We start from the raw sequence: 21,154 nt of genomic DNA on the forward strand, positions 1-21,154 counted from the left end.
TTGACCGCATTTCTTTTTAATTTTACACAACTTTAACTATGACAAAATTTTGGGAAACTAAATCACTCAGTGAGATGACGGATGATGAATGGGAAGCACTTTGTGACGGCTGCGGTAAATGTTGTTATCGTAAATTTATAGAAGGACGCGGACGGCGAGAAAAGCTTTATTACACTCGAATTGCTTGCGATTTATTAGATTTAAACACAGGAAAGTGCGGTGATTATTTAAACCGTTTTAAATTAGACACTGAATGCACAAAGCTAACCAAGAAAAATTTGCCACAATTTGGTTGGTTACCTCAAACCTGCGCCTATCGTTTGCTTTATGAAGGCAAACCATTATTTGATTGGCATCCCTTAATCTCAGGCAATCCTGATTCTGTTAAATTGGCACATATTCCTATTGTTAACGGAATCCACGAAAAAGATGTGATCGATTGGTTTGAGTTTGTGATTGATGAACATTAAATTTCAAAAAAAATTGGCAAGATGCTTGAGTTGGGGGGGATTTTGCTTCAAGAAAAAACCCTTTTGTACATACAAAAGGGCTTCGTACCATAGCTTGCGTTAAATTAATTCATTACGCACGTTTGAAGTCAAAGTAAAACAAACTTGTTCTCAAGAAAATAATCGTTAAAAATCAAAAGATTAAAGTGTTTATTTTTAGAGATGTTCCGAAACAGGCATTATTTTTCCGAAACTCACTTATTTTAAACGGGGATATTAGGTGATTTCATCAGTGGGTTTTAACAGCCTATCTTTGCGAATATAGTGCTGTGTCATTCGTTTTGCCGTAAGCCCAATGGCGAAACCTATCTCAGTTATGATTTCATGGCCACCACAAACCAAATCGCGCTCTCACAGCACGAAACCTTTTGTGCGGACAGCCTAAAAGCGGCAGAAAAGAAAGTGAACCGCGATCACATTCTATCGCCTTTTATGATTGCCATACCAAACGAAATCAACGATGTCACCGATGAAATCATTTATGAAATGCTCAAGCCATTTAAGACCGCTGAAAAATTGGTCACACATTACGAAGAAAACATCATCCGAGAAAATGCGCGCCAAGAGTTAGCGCAACTTGAAATTCAAGGGGACAAACAAACGTGGGCAATATTACGCCAAAACGGCTTAACCAACTGGCAACAGGTTCGTGAACTTGGCTTTCAGCGGTTGCTCGATTTCAAAGGCATAGGCGAAATCCGCGCGAAAAAACTACTCAACGCGTTCGTAGATTTAATCACCACGCAACAAGACAAACTGGTTAATTATCTCAAATTGGAAGAAATCTACGCCAAACGCAGAGAAGACAAAGAAACCATTGAACAGGCAAGAAATTGGAGACCCAAGGAGGCATAAATGTTCAAATCTTTAACCGCGCTTTTAAAAAAAACGCCACACAACCCCCAACTTGAACAAGCCACAAGGCAAATCGCCGCGTTAGAATATCGACTGGCAGAAGCGCAAGTTCAAATCGATGATTTACATTTTGAACTCAAAGAGAAAGACAAACGCATTGATGGGTTGCAAATCATCATCAAAAATCAAAAAGATGACATTCTCAATTTAAGAAAAGTACGTTCAACCAAAAAGAAAAAAGGAGTGAGAAAATGATTTCAGAAGAAGACAAAAAAGAAATCCTAAATGGAGCTTATGGAATTAGCCGTGACGGTGTTAAATGTAAATATGTAGGGTTATCTGATTATGAAAACTACCCATATGTATTTATTTATTTTAATGACGCAGATGAAATTGCGAGAATACATCAATTGTCTGAAGATTTTCGCAATATTAAAGACACTGAACATGAAATTGACGTTGTAGGTCTATGGGAAAACCAACCAAAACCTTTTAACCTTGAAAAAGCATTAGCTGGCGAGCCAGTGATGTTAAGAAATGGTTCAAAAGCCTGTGTACTTTCAAAATTACCTAAAAATTTGGATTTTAATTATATTCCAGATTTACCATTAATTGGCTTAGAAAAAGGATCTCTCAAATTCATATATTGGACAGAAGATGGACGAACTTCAACAATCAATGATGAAACTCCTATAGACATAATTGGTATGTGGAAAAAACCTGAACCAGTGTCAAACATGATAACAGTTACTTTACCTTGTCCTATAAAAGAACCAACTGGTCAAAAATGGTCTATTGATTCACAATTAGACACTCCGCAAAGTACACTCACAGATATATATGATGAAACCTTTATCTCAAAAGGTTGTTACTTTAACACAAAAGAAGATGCCCAAGCCTGGCTTGATGCAATGAGAAATAACCGCAGATGAGCTGGTTGATTTCATTAACGTGTTTACACGCGAGATACACAAACAGTCACAACGGCATTAACGATTTCTTATAAATTAACCGATCCGATTGCCGTGTATAAAAACTTCCGCACCACAGAAAATATGGCGTCTCAGTTAATTGAGCCTCGTAGCCGTCAAGCCTTAGAAGTTGTTTTCAGTAACTACACTGCACAAAAGGCCCTTGAAAATCGAGCGCAATTATCCACTGATATTACCGCTCAAATCCGAAAATACACGCCAAAAACAAAAGACCACGTACGGCTGACATCGTAGAGCAGTGTGAAATCGCGGTGTGATATACTGCGTGGTCTGGCTTTGCGGTAGTTATGAATGATTAAAGAGCCGTCATCGCCAAGATAAGGAACGCTGATAATCATTGAGCCTTTGGCGAGTCTGTCGCTGTATTTCACCATAGCCGCGTTGTTGTTCCGCTTTTTGCGCGGTTTCTTTGAACTTGCCATAATTTAACCTTTGTGAATATGCACAACAGGCACCTCTATCATGTCATTTAATGGGGTAGCGGTGGGTTCATCTGCAGTGAGATTGAGACGACCGCCCAAGGTGGCGTAACCGCAAATATCTTGCCAGTGGTCAACTTCGTGCGGATTGCCTTGTAAAATTCGGGTAATTTTAGTGGCAATCATTGTGAGCGCGTATTTGTGCGAGCTGTCTAAGTGCGGTGCGTTTTGGATGTGTTTTGTGATGTCGTTAAAAATTAACGCGCCTTGGTGAAAATTGCCGTGGGTGCTTTCGCGTTGCGCTAATAATTCTGTGGTGTTCATTGTGGTTCCTTGTTTAAATTGTGGTGATTGATAAACTCTCTACGCATTTCGCGTAGCTTCTCTAGGGCTTGTTCAAGCTCTTTTTCTTTTGTGTCAAACTCGTTGAGTTTTTCTTGGATTTGTTCTTTTGTCATGTTTACGCTTCAATGTCGGCGTTAAAATGCTTTATAGCCAAAATGACCAAGGGGATACGAATCCGACAGATGTCACCTTGCGTATTAGCGTGGGCAATATCAAAAAGCCGTAGAATATGTATCGGATGATGAATCCATTGCGAAAAACGGGCTAAACCTCACGGAAGTCACTGCATTTGGTTGTACATCGCGCGGACAAGCCTATCGCACAGGACGTTGGCTTATCGAGACGGAAAAATTAGAAAAAGAAACCATTACATTTACTGTTGGACGCGAAGGATTAATGCACTTACCGGGTGATATTATTCGCGTTAACGACAACGATTATGCCGGAACAAATATTGGCGGTCGTGTCTTGGCTGTTAATGGCAATAAAATCACTCTTGATCGCAAAATTGAACTTTCTGGCAACAGTTTCTTGACCTATATCAATAATTCCGCCCAAGAAAGCACAATCCGAATTACCGAAGTTAAAGGCGACGTTGCCATATTAGCAAGCACGCCAACCGACATTGAACCCTATACCGTTTGGGCATTAACCACAGAGCGAATCACTTCGGGCTTATATAAAGCCATGACGCTGACAGAGAATGATGACGGTACATTTACCGTTACCGCACTCCAACACGAACCGCAAAAAGAGGCTATCGTAGATAAAAGTGCGCACTTTGTACCAAGCAATAGAACGACTTTACGCCCCCCACAAATTCAAGACATTGATACTCAAGTCGGTTATGACGGCAAATTGTATGTCACCGCCGATATTGGTTCAGGGGACGGCGAAGTCAGTTTTGATGTGCGCATCTTGAAAGACGGCAAACTCTATGAATATCGCCGCGGATTAAGCAACTCAAATCTTGCCTTGGAAGATTTACCCAATGGCGAATATACCGTTGTGATTTACGCCAAGAATAAAGACGGACAAGTGTTGAGTGAGAAATCCTCCCACTTTACCATTAATAAACCGCCCGTATTGGGCAACCTTTGCAGATGAAGAAAAACTCACAGGCGTAACACAAGGCGAAGATTTGACTGAGCTTGATGAAATGCTTGAAGACTTGCTGATTTGTAACGTCAAAGATTATTTTGACGAAGACAAATATTTTCCCGAACCCACTGAACCAAAAGTAGGGGAACGACTAGTTGCAATGTCGAGCCAACTTGAAGCAAAAGTATTGCTCAATAACGAGCGTGTCAAACAGGGCTTAACCAAAAAAGCCCTTGGCGAATTAGCCGGATTAAGTGCGGTTGAAATCGGACGCATTTTAAACCCACGCTACGGATCGAAAATTGACGCCATTGAAAAGGTTCTTATCGCCCTAGGCAAACCGCTGAAATTGGCGTTGGATTAAGCTATAGAAAAACCGCCCATGTGGCGGTTTTGTCTTAAGCGGGGTAAATGTAAAAATGCTTATTCAGCTTGCTAAAGGCTTTCTCAACAAATTCAACTTTAGTAGAGTGATTAAAGTCTAATAACCGATCGACCTGTGGCATATGAACATCCAACCGTCTTGCCATCTCTGCTTTACGCACGCCTTGCTTAATCATTTCATTAAGCAAGAAAATTTTCATTGATTGCAAAACAGAAAGATCGACCGTATGTTGCCCTTCTTTGGGTTGGCTTGGCATAGGAATTTCACGTCTATCATCAAAATAAAATTCCAATGCAGCTTCTAAGCCATCTTGTGCCTCAAGAAGTGCTTCATCAATATCATCGCCAACACTTGCCATTTCAGGAATATCAGGACAAGTAACGAGAAACGTCCCATTATCATCAGGGACAATCTCAACAGGATAACGTAACATATTTAATCTCCTAGAAAAGCCCCTCTTTCGAGGGACTTAATATTATTTAAGATCTAAGTCTTTTTTGATCTTATTCACTAAACCGGTACCAATTTCTCTACTCCCATGATAAGGAAAAACAGATTGCTTACCGTTTAGTGTTACCTTTCGATGACTTCCGCGCTTATGTGGTTCAATTTTACACCCCTGCGCTAACAAGTATCTCAGGAACTCGCTGTATTTCATAAGACCTCCTTATCAAAACAGCGAAATCATAATACAACTTTTTTGTTGTATTTGCAACATAATTGTTGTGTTTTTTGTTTTCAACGACAAAACAAGGAGTCCATTATGACAACTTTCAATAAAATCTTAACCCCAGTGTAAATGTCAAAAGACAACATCGGCAAATCATTCCAAGATATTATTATTGGGCTTATTTATAACTATATGAGAGAAATGGGAATGATTCAGGTGTGATGATGGGAAAAGTTTCTATGAGAGGTCTTTTTTCTTTGTTTACTTGACCCTTTTACATACTAAAAAAACGTTCCGAAACTATTTTTTAAAATATTGATAAATAAGACTTAAATAATCAAAATTTTAATAATAATTTCGGAACGTTTATTGGCTGTAAACCCTTATAAATCAGGGATTACGCACGTTTAAAGTCGATATGAACTAATTTTGGTTTGAATGGGTGACGTTGCATTGCTTGAACTTTAACTGCAACTTCTTTGCCTTCGATAACCAATGTGATCACGTCTGAATAGAAAGAATCGTGAACTTGTGCGTTGTTTAATTCATCGTGGCTTAACACGATTGAAACCGGTGCTTCTTTACCACCGTAAACGATAGCAGGGATTTGACCATTGTGACGCAGGCGGCGGCTCGCACCCTTACCTTGCGCTGTACGAACTTCAGCGTTAAATTTAAATGCCATGTTAATTTTCTCTTTAAGTAAGATTAAGATAGACAGAAATTGCAGGCGACCCAGCAATTTCCCATAATTCGCTCGATAACATATCGAGAGACGCGGATTATAATGAATTATCACATTAAATGCAAATTTAAACTGGTAATTTAAGGCGATAAAAGGCAAAATAGGCGACAATTTCATTTCAGAGGTTGTTATGGATTTATTAGTTAGTTTTTTTACTGATTACGGCTATTGGGCTGTGCTTTTTGTGCTTATTATTTGTGGTTTTGGTGTTCCTATCCCTGAAGATATTACGCTCGTTTCAGGGGGGATTATTGCTGGGCTTTATCCTGAAAGTATCAATGTGCATATTATGCTTGCTGTGTCTATGCTTGGTGTTTTAGCCGGTGATAGCACAATGTATTGGTTAGGGCGAATTTATGGCGTAAAAATTCTACGTTTCCGTCCAATGCGTAAAATTCTTACTTTACAACGCTTACGTATGGTGCGCGAGAAATTTGATAAATATGGCAACCGCGTATTATTTGTAGCACGTTTTTTACCCGGTTTACGTGCGCCAATTTATATGGTTTCAGGTATTACGCGCCGTGTAAGTTATATCCGCTTCTTGGTATTGGATTTCTTCGCAGCCATTATTTCCGTGCCAATTTGGGTTTATTTGGGCGAGCATGGTGCTAATAACCGTGAATGGTTAGCAGAACAAATCAAAACAGGGCAGTCAGGCATTTATGTCATCATCGGCTTAGTTGCGGCATTTGTTGGCTGGAAAGTTTACAAAGCGCGCAAAGAGAAAAATACCCACAAGTCCCATTAATTTCAATATTTTGTCGCCACTGCGTAGTGCTGAAATTAGGGTTGGTAAGCCTGTTGAACCATGGTTGGTGAGCCTGTCGAACCACAAGAAATTTCAGCCTATTTCCACACAAGACTTACTAAGATAAACGATGGCATTTTTTGATACACATACCCATTTAGACTATCTTCATCAATTTACCCAAGAACCCTTGGAAAATTTAGTGCAAAATGCACTTTCCGCAGGCGTAGAAAAAATGCTTGTTGTGGCAGTATTGCAACGAGATTTTGAAACGATAAAAAATCTCACCGCGCTTTTTCCTGAACATTTACGCTATGGATTAGGCTTACATCCTCTTTATATCAAAGAGCATATATTGACGGATTTGGATGTATTGGAACAATATCTGTCACAACGTCACGTAAATTTAACCGCAGTAGCAGAAATTGGCTTAGAGCGCGCCATACCTGAATTAACAGCAGAGCTAGTTTGGAAAAAACAATGCCAATTTTTTGAAGCGCAATTATATTTGGCAAAACAATATCAGTTGCCGGTGAATTTACATAGCCGCAAAACCCACGACCAACTTTTTACTTTTTTAAAGCGCATTGACGTAGCCCAAAAAGGCGTGGTACATGGCTTTGCCGGCAGTTATGACCAAGCCAAACGCTTTGTGGATTTAGGTTATAAAATCGGTGTGGGTGGCACAATTACCTACGAACGTGCCAATAAAACAAGACAAGCGATAAGCAAACTTCCCTTAGATGCTTTATTGCTTGAAACCGACAGCCCGGATATGCCAGTTTTTGGTTTTCAAGGACAACCAAACCGCCCAGAACGAATTACCAATGTATTCCAAGCGTTATGCGAATTACGAACTGAAAGTCCTGAACAAATTCAAGAAACCATTTGGCACAATTCCATTGATTTATTTGGTTAAAACATTGGTGTAAAAGCAATAGATTGACCATTGTTGGTTACTCGATAAACTTTCTGATTTGCCGACCCGCGCCAAATTAAGGCCGGATCGGCTTTTTCTTGCTCAAATTTACCATCAATAATCACATCAATATAAGGCAACATTTGCTGTTGCAACGCATTCAATTCATCAATTTTATAGCCTGTCCAAACCCAAATATCTTTATCAGGACACTCGCGTTTAACACGTTGCACCAAAGGCAATAAGGTTTCAATATTGTTAGGATGCATGGGATCACCGCCTGAAAGGGTTAAACCTTGACGTTTAATCCGCGTATCCTTTAAATCTTTGATAATTTGTGCTTCCATTGCAGCATCAAATTTCACACCGGCGGAAAATGACCAGCTTTTTTGGTTATAGCAACCTTTACAGCCGTGGGTACAGCCGCTGACAAAAAGTGTACAACGTGTGCCTTCGCCGTTGATAATGTCGACCGGGTAGTATTGGAGGTAGTTCATAGTGTTTGTTAAGTTATATCGTAAACCTACTTTTCTTTACTCGTGTAAAGAAAAGTAGGCAAAAGAAACACGCCCCGATTTTGTCGCTTTTTCCTTTTTTACCATTGATTTTCTTCACGCTAAATTCCTAAACTCGCTTCGCTCAAACAGACGGAATTTAGCTAAAAATCAATGGTAAAAAAGGGCGCCAAAGACGGGGACCCCATTTTTATCGAGCACTTAATTAAAAGCGCGGTTATAATTTTTAATATCTGAATTAGTTATTTTTAGAAAACAAGGCAAATCGGGGCGTGTTCTTTGGTTACTTTCTTGCACGAGCAAGAAAGTAACATAACACCTCACATATGCTTCACTCTGCGTTTTACTTCTTCCTGTTTACCGGGGTTAAACGGTCGCGCATCAGGGCTGCCGAGATAACCGCAAACTCGGCGTGTGACCGATACTTTTTCGCTATCGTGATTGCCGCATTTCGGGCAAGTGAAGCCTTTGCTGGTACATTCAAATTCCCCTGTAAAGCCACATTCATAACATTCGTCAATCGGCGTATTTGTACCGTAATAAGGCACGCGGTCATAGGCATAATCCCAAACATCTTCTAAGGCTTTTAAATTATGTTGCACATTCGGGTATTCGCCATAGCAAATAAAACCACCGCTTGCCAACGCAGGATAAGGCATTTCAAAGTCCAATTTATCGTATGGATTGACTTTTTTCTCTACATCCAAATGATAACTGTTGGTGTAGTAGCCTTTATCTGTCACGCCATCAATCACGCCAAATTGTTTCGTATCCAAACGACAGAAGCGGTCGCAAAGATTTTCGCTTGGGGTAGAGTAAAGGCTAAACGCGTAGCCTGTTTCCGCCGCCCAAGCTTTTGTCGCTTGGCTTAAGCGTTCCACAATTTTTAGGGCTTTTTCACGCAAAATCTCGCTATCAAACACATGACCTTGATGATAAAGGGCGTTAATGGTTTCATGGATGCCGATATAGCCTAAAGAAATGGACGCACGTCCGTTTTTGAAAATATCCGCCACATAATCATCGGCTTTCAAACGCACACCACAAGCCCCTTCCATATAAAGAATTGGTGCAACGCGCGCTTTGGTATTTTCAAGGCGGGCAATTCGTGTCATTAAGGCTTTCTTCGCTATCTGTAAGCGTTGATCCAAGATTTCAAAGAAACGTTGTTCATCTTGATGCGCTTCTAAGGCAATGCGCGGTAAATTCAAACTTACCACCCCTAAATTGTTGCGCCCATCATGAATTTCCTGCCCATTTTCTTCGTATTTTCCTAAGAAACTACGACAGCCCATGGGGGCTTTAAACGACCCTGTCACTTTAACCACTTGGTCATAATTCAAAATATCAGGATACATTCGTTTTGACGCACATTCTAAGGCTAATTTTTTAATATCATAATTCGGATCTGTCGGGGATTGGTTGACGCCTTTTTTAATAGTAAACACAAGTTTTGGGAACACCGGTGTTTTATGATTTTTACCTAAACCACAAAGACGATTTTTCAAAATAGAACGCTGAATTAACCGCGCTTGCCAACTCAATCCCAACCCAAAACCAAATGTCACAAAGGGTGTTTGACCATTGGCAGTGTGTAGGGTGTTCACTTCATATTCCAAGGATTGAAAAGCGTCATAACATTCTTTCTCAATCATCGCGTCAGCATAGGCTTTTGCATCGGAAATTTGCCATTGTTCTGCCGTTTTTAGCAGTTTTTCGTAGCTAATTTGCACATAAGGGGCAAGGACTTCATCAATACGATTAATGGTGGTACCGCCATAAATATGGCTTGCCACTTGTGCAATAATTTGAGCCGTAACGGCTGTTGCCGTACCGATAGATTTAGGCGGTTCAATTTCTGCATTACCCATTTTAAAACCCTGAGTAAGCATGCCTTTTAAATCCACCAACATACAATTAAACATCGGGAAAAAGGGCGCGTAATCTAAATCGTGGTAGTGAATTTCGCCACGTTCATGGGCTTCTACCACATCTTTTGGCAACAAATATTGCTTCGCGTAATGTTTTGCCACAATCCCCGCCAATAAATCGCGCTGAGTAGGGATGACCTTAGCGTCTTTGTTGGCATTTTCATTCAACACCGCCATATTGGTTTGTTCAATTAACCCTTCAATTTCTTTGGTTAATTTGCTACGTTTTTCTCGCGATAAATCGCGATCGTGGCGATATTCAATATAAGCACGCGCCACCTGCGGATATGCGCTCGCCATTAATTTATTTTCCACAATCTGTTGGATATGGCTAATATCAATTTCTTGGCTGTAACGGTTAAAAATATCCTCAAAAACCTGTTGAGCAATATGATGATAATAACGCTCATCTTCCACCAAAACCGCTTTCGCTGCTTTTTTGATCGCATTAATAATGCGTTGAATTTCAAAACTCGCGCGCGCTCCATCGCGTTTGATAACGTAGAATGAAGACATAATGATTACCTATATGTTGTGTTTTTAAAATTTAATGCGCACTATATATAGATTTGTTTTTTATATCAACCCTAAAAAATGTAGAACAAATCACTAAATAGGCAAATTTATGCTAACTAAAGGCACAAGATATTGTGTTAGAGCCTAGGTTTAATACGGTTTTACCAAATTTTGATATTCATCTGCAAAGTGCGGTGAAAATTTTTTATTTTTTCACCGCACTTGATGAATGTCTAACATGTTATAATGCGCACAATGATTTATACAAAAGGAACTTATTATGCAAACTTATTTAAAAGATTTACGCTGGGGACGGTTTAACCTTATTGAAGGGGATTTTATCAGCGAAATTGCATCCTGCTATGGCGAATGGTCTGAAGCAGAAGTGATGATTTTTAAGTTGTTACTTTCCGATACATCAAATGTAATTGAAGTGGGATCGAATATTGGTATGCATGCGGTTCCTTTATCTAAATTTGCGTCCCAAGGAAAAGTACTTTGTTTTGAACCCCAACGCATTATTTTTCAGCAACTTTGCTGTAATTTAGCATTAAATAATTTGATCAATGTAGAAAGTTACCGTTTAGGCGTTAGCGATCAGAATACAAAAGCGTGGATTGAAACCAGTGATTATAGTCAACCTTGGAACTATGGCAGTTTTTCTATTGATAAAGGATTTAGTACTGAAAGTCATTTCCAAGGAAAAATCCTAAAAGAAGAAATTGGCATTGTTAAATTAGATGATTTTGCACCAGTGCAACGCTTAGCCTCCCTTGATTTATTAAAAATTGATGCAGAAGGTTTTGATCTTCGTGTACTCAACGGTGCCAAAGAAACCATAAAACGTGCACAACCTGCTATTTTCATTGAATCTCATTACGCATCCGCTAACGGTATTTTAGATTATCTTCGTCAGATAAATTATCAGGCTTATTGGGTGATTTCTGATCGTTATCAGGAAAATAATTTTTATCAATCACCGCGTAGAGAGAATGGCTTTGATATAAATTTATTGGCAATTCCATCTTCTTGGAACTACACTGCTACAGAACAGAACAGAACAGAACAGAACAGAACAGAACAGAACAGAACAGAACAGAACAGAACAGAACAATTTTATTCCAACTCATATCTCATTTAAAACCAGCAGAATCAGCGGCTGATTTAATGAATCATATCCCCAAAATTTGTTTGTCATAAAGCGCATCATGTATGAAAAATAACCTAGCACGAGCAGTGCTAGGTTTGTTTGATATTAGGCAGTTTGCTCTACCCATTAATTAATTTCTTTAAACTGAATCAAACTTTCCCCTGAAAAATCAGGTTGTTCGTCTTCTTCATCAAATTTTAACGTGGTAGGCAATTCTTCTTTATCAAAGGCAATGTCCCCTACGATACCGTCTATTTGTTGACCATGCTTAATTCCTTGGAAATCAAATAATTTCGGGTCACATAAATGTGATGGCACCACATCTTGCATCGCCGCAAACATGGTTTCCAAACGGCCCGGGTATTGACGATCCCAAGTATTCAACATTTCTTTGACCACTTGGCGTTGTAAATTGGGCTGTGAACCACAAAGATTGCAAGGGATAATCGGGAATTGTTTAGCGATAGCATATTTTTCAATATCTTTTTCTTTGCAATAAGCCAATGGGCGAATCACGATATGTTTGCCATCATCGCTCATCAATTTAGGTGGCATGGATTTCATTTTACCGCCATAGAACATATTCAAAAACAAGGTTGCCAACATATCGTCACGATGATGACCTAAAGCAATTTTCGTTGCGCCTAATTCCGTTGCAGTGCGATACAAAATCCCACGGCGTAAACGAGAGCAGAGTGAACAAGTGGTTTTCCCTTCCGGAATTTTTTCCTTCACGATGCCATAGGTGTTTTCTTCCACAATTTTGTATTCTACGCCAATGGATTGTAGATACTCAGGCAACACATGTTCAGGGAATCCGGGTTGTTTTTGGTCTAAATTTACCGCCACAATATCAAAATGAATGGGCGCGCTGAGTTTTAAATTCAGCAAAATATCCAACAATGTATAGCTGTCTTTTCCGCCCGAAAGACAAACCATCACTTTGTCACCCTCTTCAATCATATTGAAATCCGCAATGGCATTGCCTACGTTGCGGCGTAAACGTTTTTGTAATTTATTTAAGTTATAAATTTGCTTTTTTTCTTTTTCAGTTTGTTCGGTCATAAAAATCTTCTTAATAGGTCAAGTTTGAGAGAAATGCTGCGTATAGTACGTTTTTCTTGCTAAAAAGCAATAAAAGTGCGGTGAAAAAATCAGAAATTTTCTGTAAAAAAATCAAGCTGTAAGATTAGCGTAAAATACTGTATAATCGGCAAAATTTTTTGTGTCTTGAGAAAAATCAATGTCCGAAACATCACAAACGATCCCTGAATTAGTTTCTTGGGCAAGAGAACGTGAGTTTTCCTTAAATTTGAATACGGAACGTTTAGCCTTTTTGTTGGCAATCGCCCTTTTTAATAACGAACGCTTTGATGGCGAAATGCAAGAAAGCGATTTGGTAGATATTTACCGCCAAGTGTCAAAAGAATTCGATTTATCGGACGCGGTGACAACGCGTGCCAATAACGCCATCAATGATTTAGTGAAACAACGTTTTCTTAATCGTTTTAGCAGTGAATTTACCGAAGGATTATCTATCTACCGCCTCACCCCATTGGGCGTAGGTGTCTCAGATTATTATATTCGTCAACGAGAATTTTCTGCATTGCGATTGTCTGTACAATTAGCCATTGTTGCCGATGAAATTCAACGTGCCGCAAAATCTGCGGAAGAAGGTCATCTCAAAAATGAAGATGAATACTTTTGGCGTCGCAATGTGTTTGCACCACTGAAATATTCTGTTGCAGAAATTTTCGATAGCATTGATTTATCTCAACGCATTATGGATGAAAATCAACAGAGTATTAAAGAAGAAATCGCCGAACTCCTAACTAAAGATTGGCAAGCGGCAATTGCGAGTTGTGAGCGTTTATTAGATGAAACATCAGGGAATTTGCGCGAGTTACAGGATACCCTAAATGCTGCCGGCGATAAATTACAAGCTCAATTATTACGCATTCAAGACTGCGTTATTGAACATGATGAATTGTATTTTATTGACCAACTTATCATTGATTTGCAAGCGAAATTAGACCGTATTATTAGTTGGGGGCAACAGGCCATTGATTTATGGATTGGTTACGACCGCCATGTGCACAAATTTATTCGTACTGCCATTGATATGGATAAAAATCGGGTATTTAGCCAACGTTTACGCAATTCGATTCATCACTATTTTGATGCGCCTTGGTATTTATGGACGGCACAAGCAGAACGTTTAATTGATTTACGAGATGAAGAATTAGCTTTACGCGATGAAGACGCGCTTGGTGAATTACCTGAAGAATTACAATATGAACAGCTTTCCGATTTACACGATCAAATTGTAGAAGCGATGCAAGCCTTGTTAATTAACCACCGTGAACATAATCAACCGATTGATTTAAGTTTGGTACTCAAACAACAACTCGACAATTATCCGCTGTCACGTCATTTCGATGTGGCGCGTATTATTGTCGATCAAGCCGTTCGTTTGGGTATGGCAAGCGCAGATTTATCAGGCGTTTATTCCCAATGGCACGAAATCAATGATTACGGTGCTGAAGTACAAGCCAATGTGATTGATGAATATAAATAGCTATCGAAATCGAATTTTATAAAGAGAAGAAAAAATGAACGAAAATCTTCAAGACTTAATTTCAACAAAATTAGCGGCAGCCATTGCAAATCCTTTATTTCCTGCGGTAGATAGTCTGTTGCGTTCGGGGAGACATATTGGGCAGGAACATATTGATAATTATGCGTTTTTGGCTGATTTCCAAAATGAATTAGATGGTTTTTATCGCCGTTATAATGTAGAGCTCATTCGCGCGCCTGAAGGCTTTTTCTATTTGCGTCCGAAAGCGACAACGTTGATTGCCCGTTCAGTGTTGAGTGAATTGGAAATGTTGGTAGGTAAGGTGTTGTGTTATTTATATCTTAGTCCGGAACGTTTAGCGCAACAGGGCATTTTTACCGTACAAGAAGTGTATGACGAGTTATTAAATTTGGCGGATGAAGCAAAATTGTTGAAAGCTATTAATTTGCGTGCTAGCGGTTCGGATTTAGATAAACAGAAATTAGCAGAAAAAGTGCGTGCAGCCATTGGGCGTTTACGCCGTTTAGGAATGTTGCATACAGTCGGTGAGCAAAATAGCGGTAAATTTACCATTTCTGAATCTGTGTTCCGTTTTGGGGCGGAAGTGCGTGGTGGTGAAGATTTACGTGAAGCGCAGTTGCGTTTAATTCGCGATGGGGAAGCCGCAACACCAGAATCCTTGACAGCGGAGAAAAACGCTTTGGACGAGGAAAGTGCGGTAGAAAATGAAGAAGATTTTGAAGATGATAATAATCAAGAAGGAGCGGAATAATGGCGGAGTTTGAATTAGAGCAAGATGTGCTTGAAGCGGAAGAAGTGATTGAGACCGCCGAAAGTGAAGATGAAACTCTCGATAATTTCACCGCGCTTTCGCCCTTTGCTACACCGGCCGGCGTTGCGCGGGGTAAATTCCGTTCTTTAACCTTAATTAACTGGAATGGTTTCTTTGCGCGTACCTTCGATTTAGACGAACTGGTGACCACTCTTTCAGGGGGGAATGGGGCAGGTAAATCCACCACCATGGCAGGTTTTGTGACAGCTTTAATTCCTGATTTAACGCTGTTGCATTTCCGCAATACCACGGAAGCAGGCGCGAGTGGCGGTTCTCGCGATAAAGGTTTGCACGGTAAATTACGCCCTGGCGTTTGTTACGCGGTTTTAGATTGCGTGAATTCACGTCATCAGCGTGTGCTTGTGGGTGCACGTCTGCAACAGGTTGCGGGTCGTGATAAAAAAGTGGATATTAAAACCTTCAGCTTGCAAGGTATTGAATTATCCATTAATCCGACCGCTCTTTTCACGGAAGTCGTGAATGAACGTCAAGCGAAAGTGTTAGGTTTAACGGAACTTAAAGACAAAATCGACGAACTTGGCGGACAATTCAAGCAATATCATTCCATTGCCGATTATCACGGTATGATGTTTGATTTGGGCATCATTCCAAAACGTTTACGTTCATCTTCTGACCGTAGCAAATTCTATAAACTTATCGAAGCCTCCCTTTATGGTGGGATTTCAAGTGCGATTACAAAATCTTTGCGCGATTATTTATTGCCTGAGAATTTAGGCGTGCGCAAAGCCTTCCAAGATATGGAAAGCGCGTTGCGTGAAAACCGTATGACCCTTGAAGCCATTAAAATGACTCAATCGGATCGCGATTTATTCAAACATTTGATTACGGAAACCACAAACTATGTAGCGTCAGATTATATGCGTAACGCCAATGAGCGTCAGGGCAATATTGAAGCGGCGTTAACTTTCCGTAAAGAATGGTATCAAGCAAAATTCGAACAAGATTTATCCCAACATCGTTTGATTGATTTAAGTCGAGAAGCGGCAGAATTAGCGGAAAATGAGAAAACGCTTGAAGTGGACCACCAAAGCGCGGCAGATCATTTAAATTTAGTTCTCAACGCTTTACGTCATCAAGAAAAAATCGAGCGTTATCAAGATGATGTCACCGAGTTAAATGAAAAACTCGAAGAACAAAAAATCGTGGTAGAAACAGCGAATGAACAGCTTGAAGAAAGCCAAGCGCAATTTGAGCAACTTGAAACCGAAGTGGACCAAATTCGTAGCCAATTAGCGGACTACCAACAAGCACTTGATGCTCAACAGACCCGTGCGTTGCAATATCAACAAGCGATTCAAGCCTTAGAAAAAGCGAAGACCTTGTGTGGCTTAGCCGATCTGGCGGTGAAAAATGTGGATGAATATCACGAAGAATTTGCAGCACAAGCGGAAACTGTAACGGAACGTGTCCTTGAGCTTGAGCAAAAAATGGCGATTTCCGAAGCAGCGAAAACCCAATTTGATAAAGCCTATCAATTGGTTTGTAAAATTGCCGGCGAAGTGCCTCGTTCAGCGGCATGGGAAAGTGCAAAAGAATTATTGCGCGAATATCCAACACAAAAAGTACAAGCCGCTCAAACGCCACAATTGCGCGCGAAATTACACGAATTAGAGCAGCGTTATGCACAACAACAAAGTGCGGTTAAATTATTAAATGATTTTAATCAACGCGCGAATACCAGCCTTGAAACCGCCGATGAGTTGGAAGAATGCTATAATGAGCAAGAAGCTTTATTAGATGACTTAAATGCGGAACTTTCCGAGCAAGTGGAAAATCGCTCCACTTTACGTCAAAAACGCGAGCAGTTGAATGCGGCTTACAATGAAAATGCAGCCAAAGCTCCAGCTTGGTTAACGGCTCAAGCCGCGTTAGAACGTTTAGAAGAACAATCCGGCGAGCGTTTTGAAGATAGCCAAGATGTGATGAATTTCATGCAAGGGCAAGTGACTAAAGAGCGCGAATTGACCATTCAACGCGATAAATTGGAACAAAAACGCCAACAATTAGATGAACAAATTACGCGTTTAAGTCAACCGGATGGTTCAGAAGATGCGCGTTTGAATATGTTAGCGGAACGCTTTGGTGGCGTGTTGCTGTCAGAGCTTTATGATGATGTACCGATTGAAGATGCACCATATTTCTCCGCACTTTATGGACCGGCACGTCATGCGATTGTGGTACGTGATATTCAAGCGGTAAAAGAGCAACTCACGACCTTAGAGGATTGTCCTGATGATTTATATTTAATCGAGGGGGATCCTTCTGAGTTTGATGATAGCGTATTGTCAGCACAAGAGCTTGAACACGGTGTGGTTGTTCAGGTTTCAGAACGCGAAGTTCGTTATTCAAAATTCCCTGAAATTCCATTATTTGGCCGTGCAGCACGTGAAAAACATTTAGCTGAACTGGAAATTCAACGTGATGAAGTCGCGGAAAACTATGCGCAAGTAGCATTTGACGTACAAAAATGCCAGCGTATCCATAGTCAATTCAGTCAGTTTATTAGCTTGCATTTGGCGTTAGCATTTTTACCTAACCCTGAAGAATTGATGCGCGAAATCAATGTGGAACGTAATGAAATTGACCGTGAATTGACCGCACTTTCTACTACAGAACAACAATTACGCATTAAATTAGACAACGCCAAAGAGCATATGCAGTTGTTAAATAAACTCATTCCACAATTAGCGATCATTGCCGATGACAGTTTGCTTGATCGTATTGAAGAATGTCGTGAACAATTAGATGTTGCGGAACAAGATGAAATCTTTATTCGTCAACATGGCAACAGCTTGGCGCAGTTAGAACCGATTGCCAATACCTTGCAAAGCGACCCTGAGAATTATGAACGCTTAAAAGATGATTTAGCGCAAGCGATTGAACAGCAAAAACAAGTGCAACAAAAAGTGTTTGCGTTGGCAGATGTGGTTCAACGTAAAAACCATTTTAGTTATGAAGATGATGTGCAAACGGAAAGCAATGGTTTAAATGAGCAATTACGTTCGCGCTTAGAACAGGTTCAAGCCAAACGCGATGCGCAACGCGAACAAGTGCGTCAAAAACAAGCGCAATTTGCCCAGTACAATCAGGTGTTTATTCAATTGCAAAGTTCGCAAGTGAGCAAAAATCAGTTGTTACAAGAATTAATTACTGAAGTTTCTGAGCTTGGTGTTCGTGCAGACGCCGGGGCGGAAGAGCGCGCGCGCGTACGTAAAGATGAGTTGTATCAACAGCTTTCTACCGGCCGTCAACGCCGTTCTTATGTGGAAAAACAATTAACCCTAATTGAAAGCGAAGCGGAAAATTTAAGTCGCCGTATTCGTAAAGCGGAACGTGATTATAAACAACAGCGTGAGCTTGTGGTGGCGGCAAAAGTCAGTTGGTGTGTAGTGTTGCGTTTATCTCGCCATTCCGATGTGGAAAAACGCTTAAATCGCCGTGAATTGGCTTATTTGTCTGCGGATGAATTGCGTTCCATGTCGGATAAAGCGTTGGGGGCGTTGCGTCAAGCGGTGGCGGACAATGAATATTTGCGTGACGCATTGCGCTTGTCGGAAGATAGCCGTAAACCTGAAAATAAAGTGCGGTTCTTTATCGCGGTGTATCAACATTTGCGCGAGCGTATTCGCCAAGACATCATTAAAACCGATGACCCAATTGATGCTATCGAGCAAATGGAAATTGAGTTAAATCGACTCACGGATGAATTAACCAACCGTGAGCAAAAATTGGCGATTAGCTCAGAGTCTGTGGCGAATATTATGCGTAAAACCATTCAACGTGAGCAAAATCGTATTCGTATGCTCAACCAAGGGTTACAAAATATCGCCTTTGGTCAGGTGAAATCCGTGCGTTTAGTGGTGAATATTCGTGATACCCACGCCATGTTATTAGACGCGCTTTCAGGCACGCAAGAAGATTATCAGGATTTATTTAATGATAATCGTATGACCTTCTCTGAGGCGATGGCGAAACTCTATCAACGCTTAAATCCGCATATTGATATGGGACAACGTACGGCGCAAACCATTGGGGAAGAATTGCTGGATTACCGTAATTATCTCGATCTTGAAGTGGAAGTGTACCGTGGTGCAGATGGCTGGTTACGAGCAGAAAGTGGCGCGTTATCAACGGGTGAAGCGATTGGTACAGGGATGTCAATCTTGCTTATGGTGGTTCAAAGCTGGGAAGAAGAAAGCCGCCGTTTACGCGGTAAAGACATTTTACCGTGCCGCTTATTATTCTTAGACGAAGCAGCGCGTTTAGACGGTAAATCTATCAGCACCTTATTTGAATTGTGCGAACGTTTAGATATGCAGTTGCTCATCGCCGCCCCTGAAAACATCAGCCCGGAAAAAGGCACAACCTATAAACTGGTGCGTAAAATTTCAGGCAACCAAGAACATGTACATGTAGTTGGTTTACGTGGATTTGGGGCAACGGAGTAGTCTGTTCAAAAGAATTAAGTGATAAGTGCGGTCAAAACGTGAATGATTTTGACCGCACTTTTTTGTGTACGAAAACCTTTGTCTAAAATTTGAACTTATCCATTTGTAAATAAATCCCCTATTGATTTGTTTACAAATAAGGGTATTATTTGAGCATATATTTAGTAATTTTTAGAGATATTATCATGTTATTCAAAGAAAAAGGTTATGACGAGTTTTTGACTCAACAAATACAACAAGGAAAAAAGGAATTAGCCACAGGGCAGGGTATTCCATTTGAACAAGTCAAAGCTCAAATTCACCAAACTATTGAGAAATCAGCAAAAAATCTGATTGAACAGGAGATTCAATTTGCTCATCGCTAAATCTGAACAATTTTCCCCCTTAGCATTAAATAATCTTAATGAAATTATTGAAAATGTTATTGCATTTACAGGATATGAATTAAGTGGAATTAAATTAAGCGAAGCAATTTTCAATAAAATTGAATCAATTTCATATCTACCGTCTGCGATTGGGCGAAAACGTGATGATAATACTCGGGAAGCTTTTGTTAGAGGCTATAGAATTGTTTATGAAGAAAAAGAAGATTGCATTTGGATAATTACTATTATTCACTCAAGCCGTTTATATCCTAGATCATAAAAGTTGGTTTGTGTGGGGTGGGGCAATGGAGTAGTCTGTTCAAAAGAATTAAGTGATAAGTGCGGTCAAAACGTGAATGATTTTGACCGCACTTTTTTGTGTGTAGTAACCTTCGTTTAAAATTTGAACTCGTCAGGGGTTGTGATATACTTTGATCTATACTTTTAGATAGGAGAGTAAATATGCAAACTGCAAAGTTATTTACCAATGGACGAAGCCAAGCCGTACGCTTGCCTGCCGCATTTCGTTTTAATGTTGATGAAGTTTATATTCGTCAAGATCCTGAAACAGGTGATGTTATTTTATCCCGTAAACCTGCGGATTGGGCGAGTTTTTTTAATGCAGCCCAAAATCTCGAGTTAGGGGAATTTGAAATTGTACGTGATAAGACCGAACATCAACGCGATCCTTTTGAGGGTTGGAAAGAATGAAGTTTTATATGTTAGATACCAATATGGTCAGTCATATCATCCGTCAAAATCCTAAAGCCATCACACGTTTATTAAATATCCCTATTCACACATTATGCATTTCAGCGATTACAGAAGCAGAATTGTATTATGGTTTGGCGAAACGTCCTGAAGCAGTCAAGCTTAAAAAACTGATTGATGAGTTTTTATTACGTGTCGATGTGATGCCTTTTGATAGTTCAGTGGCTAAAATTTATGGTGAATTCAAAACACAGGCAGAAAGCCTTGGTAAAAATTTAGCTCCGTTAGATATGCAAATTGCGGCTCATGCCTTTAGCCTTAATGCTATTTTAGTCACCAATGATCAAGCTTTTAAGCAAATTCCTAATCTGCAAATTGAAGATTGGTTAGCATGAT

At 40.0% G+C, this 21,154-nt stretch carries 26 protein-coding genes; 17 read left to right on the top strand and 9 right to left on the bottom strand.

Going from position 1 to position 21,154, the window contains the following annotated elements:
* Positions 1-38 precede the first annotated feature (38 nt).
* The 5 genes from E7T07_RS07685 to E7T07_RS07705 all read left to right on the top strand — a co-directional run bounded on the left by E7T07_RS07685 (position 39) and on the right by E7T07_RS07705 (position 2,590).
* Positions 39-470 carry a YcgN family cysteine cluster protein gene (locus tag E7T07_RS07685; protein WP_135710514.1) on the top strand — a complete coding sequence of 144 codons (432 nt, stop codon included), beginning with the start codon at positions 39-41 and terminating at the stop codon, positions 468-470.
* Positions 471-773: 303 nt separating this feature from the next.
* Positions 774-1,364 carry a hypothetical protein gene (locus E7T07_RS07690; RefSeq protein WP_167874945.1) on the top strand — a complete coding sequence of 197 codons (591 nt, stop codon included), beginning with the start codon at positions 774-776 and terminating at the stop codon, positions 1,362-1,364.
* Positions 1,365-1,619, top strand: coding sequence for a hypothetical protein (locus E7T07_RS07695; RefSeq protein ID WP_135710518.1), 255 nt, complete (start codon positions 1,365-1,367; stop codon positions 1,617-1,619).
* Positions 1,616-2,296, top strand: a complete 681-nt coding sequence (locus E7T07_RS07700; protein ID WP_135710520.1) for an HP1-YO09 family phage-derived protein — start codon at positions 1,616-1,618, stop codon at positions 2,294-2,296. The genes E7T07_RS07695 and E7T07_RS07700 overlap by 4 nt, the downstream gene beginning before the upstream one ends.
* 63 nt (positions 2,297-2,359) lie before the next feature.
* Complete coding sequence (locus E7T07_RS07705; RefSeq protein WP_246046181.1) at positions 2,360-2,590, top strand: SPFH domain-containing protein; 231 nt, start codon at positions 2,360-2,362, stop codon at positions 2,588-2,590.
* Here the strand turns inward: E7T07_RS07705 and E7T07_RS07710 are convergent.
* Genes E7T07_RS07710 through E7T07_RS07720 form a run of 3 tightly spaced genes read right to left on the bottom strand, consistent with a single transcriptional unit; the run spans position 2,536 to position 3,233 of the window.
* A complete protein-coding gene (locus E7T07_RS07710) occupies positions 2,536-2,778 on the bottom strand; it encodes a hypothetical protein (RefSeq protein ID WP_135710522.1) in 243 nt (80 codons plus the stop codon). The genes E7T07_RS07705 and E7T07_RS07710 overlap by 55 nt on opposite strands.
* Positions 2,779-2,781: 3 nt before the next feature.
* Complete coding sequence (locus tag E7T07_RS07715) at positions 2,782-3,099, bottom strand: DUF6378 domain-containing protein (protein ID WP_135710524.1); 318 nt, start codon at positions 3,097-3,099, stop codon at positions 2,782-2,784.
* Positions 3,096-3,233, bottom strand: coding sequence for a restriction endonuclease subunit S (locus E7T07_RS07720; protein WP_139712592.1), 138 nt, complete (start codon positions 3,231-3,233; stop codon positions 3,096-3,098). Before E7T07_RS07720 ends, E7T07_RS07715 begins: the two co-directional genes overlap by 4 nt.
* Before the next feature lie 136 nt (positions 3,234-3,369).
* Between E7T07_RS07720 and E7T07_RS07725 the strand changes: the two genes are divergently transcribed.
* Entirely contained in the window at positions 3,370-4,227 is an 858-nt protein-coding gene (locus tag E7T07_RS07725) for a phage tail protein (protein ID WP_135710526.1), read from the top strand.
* On the top strand, positions 4,166-4,585 hold the full coding sequence (locus E7T07_RS07730; RefSeq protein ID WP_135710528.1) for a helix-turn-helix domain-containing protein: 420 nt from the start codon (positions 4,166-4,168) through the stop codon (positions 4,583-4,585). Before E7T07_RS07725 ends, E7T07_RS07730 begins: the two co-directional genes overlap by 62 nt.
* A gap of 34 nt (positions 4,586-4,619) precedes the next feature.
* On the opposite strand, the gene E7T07_RS07735 is transcribed toward E7T07_RS07730, so the two are convergent.
* From E7T07_RS07735 to rplY, 3 genes are all read right to left on the bottom strand, one after another.
* Positions 4,620-5,039 carry a type II toxin-antitoxin system HicB family antitoxin gene (locus tag E7T07_RS07735; protein ID WP_135710530.1) on the bottom strand — a complete coding sequence of 140 codons (420 nt, stop codon included), beginning with the start codon at positions 5,037-5,039 and terminating at the stop codon, positions 4,620-4,622.
* Between the two features lie 42 nt (positions 5,040-5,081).
* Positions 5,082-5,264: a type II toxin-antitoxin system HicA family toxin gene (locus E7T07_RS07740; protein WP_135710532.1), complete on the bottom strand. Its 183-nt coding sequence runs from the start codon at positions 5,262-5,264 to the stop codon at positions 5,082-5,084.
* A gap of 409 nt (positions 5,265-5,673) precedes the next feature.
* The gene (gene rplY / locus E7T07_RS07745; RefSeq protein WP_135710534.1) at positions 5,674-5,961 is read right to left on the bottom strand and encodes a 50S ribosomal protein L25; all 288 of its coding nucleotides are present in this window, start codon (positions 5,959-5,961) and stop codon (positions 5,674-5,676) included.
* 190 nt (positions 5,962-6,151) lie between these two features.
* Between rplY and E7T07_RS07750 the strand changes: the two genes are divergently transcribed.
* Positions 6,152-6,772, top strand: a complete 621-nt coding sequence (locus E7T07_RS07750; protein ID WP_135710536.1) for a DedA family protein — start codon at positions 6,152-6,154, stop codon at positions 6,770-6,772.
* 130 nt (positions 6,773-6,902) lie between these two features.
* Positions 6,903-7,691, top strand: a complete 789-nt coding sequence (locus E7T07_RS07755; protein ID WP_135710538.1) for a TatD family hydrolase — start codon at positions 6,903-6,905, stop codon at positions 7,689-7,691.
* On the opposite strand, the gene nrdG is transcribed toward E7T07_RS07755, so the two are convergent.
* Together nrdG and nrdD are read right to left on the bottom strand one after the other, a co-directional pair.
* Positions 7,688-8,188, bottom strand: coding sequence for an anaerobic ribonucleoside-triphosphate reductase-activating protein (gene nrdG, locus E7T07_RS07760; protein ID WP_135710540.1), 501 nt, complete (start codon positions 8,186-8,188; stop codon positions 7,688-7,690). The genes E7T07_RS07755 and nrdG overlap by 4 nt on opposite strands.
* A gap of 338 nt (positions 8,189-8,526) precedes the next feature.
* Positions 8,527-10,653: an anaerobic ribonucleoside-triphosphate reductase gene (gene nrdD, locus E7T07_RS07765; protein WP_135710542.1), complete on the bottom strand. Its 2,127-nt coding sequence runs from the start codon at positions 10,651-10,653 to the stop codon at positions 8,527-8,529.
* A 280-nt stretch (positions 10,654-10,933) separates the two neighbouring features.
* On the opposite strand from nrdD, the gene E7T07_RS07770 reads away from it, so the two are divergent.
* Positions 10,934-11,794: an FkbM family methyltransferase gene (locus tag E7T07_RS07770; RefSeq protein WP_135710544.1), complete on the top strand. Its 861-nt coding sequence runs from the start codon at positions 10,934-10,936 to the stop codon at positions 11,792-11,794.
* Positions 11,795-11,929: 135 nt separating this feature from the next.
* Here E7T07_RS07770 and ttcA read toward each other — a convergent pair whose 3' ends face one another.
* On the bottom strand, positions 11,930-12,868 hold the full coding sequence (ttcA, locus tag E7T07_RS07775) for a tRNA 2-thiocytidine(32) synthetase TtcA (RefSeq protein ID WP_135710546.1): 939 nt from the start codon (positions 12,866-12,868) through the stop codon (positions 11,930-11,932).
* Positions 12,869-13,046: 178 nt separating this feature from the next.
* Between ttcA and mukF the strand changes: the two genes are divergently transcribed.
* From mukF to E7T07_RS07810, 7 genes are all read left to right on the top strand, one after another.
* On the top strand, positions 13,047-14,381 hold the full coding sequence (gene mukF, locus E7T07_RS07780) for a chromosome partition protein MukF (protein ID WP_135710548.1): 1,335 nt from the start codon (positions 13,047-13,049) through the stop codon (positions 14,379-14,381).
* Between the two features lie 34 nt (positions 14,382-14,415).
* On the top strand, positions 14,416-15,153 hold the full coding sequence (gene mukE / locus E7T07_RS07785) for a chromosome partition protein MukE (protein WP_135710550.1): 738 nt from the start codon (positions 14,416-14,418) through the stop codon (positions 15,151-15,153).
* Positions 15,153-19,682, top strand: coding sequence for a chromosome partition protein MukB (gene mukB / locus E7T07_RS07790; RefSeq protein ID WP_135710552.1), 4,530 nt, complete (start codon positions 15,153-15,155; stop codon positions 19,680-19,682). The genes mukE and mukB overlap by 1 nt, the downstream gene beginning before the upstream one ends.
* Before the next feature lie 185 nt (positions 19,683-19,867).
* The gene (locus tag E7T07_RS07795; protein ID WP_135710600.1) at positions 19,868-20,047 is read left to right on the top strand and encodes a hypothetical protein; all 180 of its coding nucleotides are present in this window, start codon (positions 19,868-19,870) and stop codon (positions 20,045-20,047) included.
* Positions 20,040-20,327 carry a type II toxin-antitoxin system RelE/ParE family toxin gene (locus E7T07_RS07800; RefSeq protein WP_135710602.1) on the top strand — a complete coding sequence of 96 codons (288 nt, stop codon included), beginning with the start codon at positions 20,040-20,042 and terminating at the stop codon, positions 20,325-20,327. Before E7T07_RS07795 ends, E7T07_RS07800 begins: the two co-directional genes overlap by 8 nt.
* A 182-nt stretch (positions 20,328-20,509) precedes the next feature.
* A complete protein-coding gene (locus E7T07_RS07805; RefSeq protein WP_135710554.1) occupies positions 20,510-20,758 on the top strand; it encodes an antitoxin in 249 nt (82 codons plus the stop codon).
* Positions 20,755-21,153, top strand: coding sequence for a type II toxin-antitoxin system VapC family toxin (locus E7T07_RS07810; protein ID WP_135710556.1), 399 nt, complete (start codon positions 20,755-20,757; stop codon positions 21,151-21,153). The genes E7T07_RS07805 and E7T07_RS07810 overlap by 4 nt, the downstream gene beginning before the upstream one ends.
* The last annotated feature ends 1 nt before the right edge of the window (position 21,154 follow it).

The sequence above is a fragment of the Actinobacillus porcinus genome (assembly GCF_901764995.1).
GTDB lineage: Bacteria > Pseudomonadota > Gammaproteobacteria > Enterobacterales > Pasteurellaceae > Exercitatus > Exercitatus porcinus.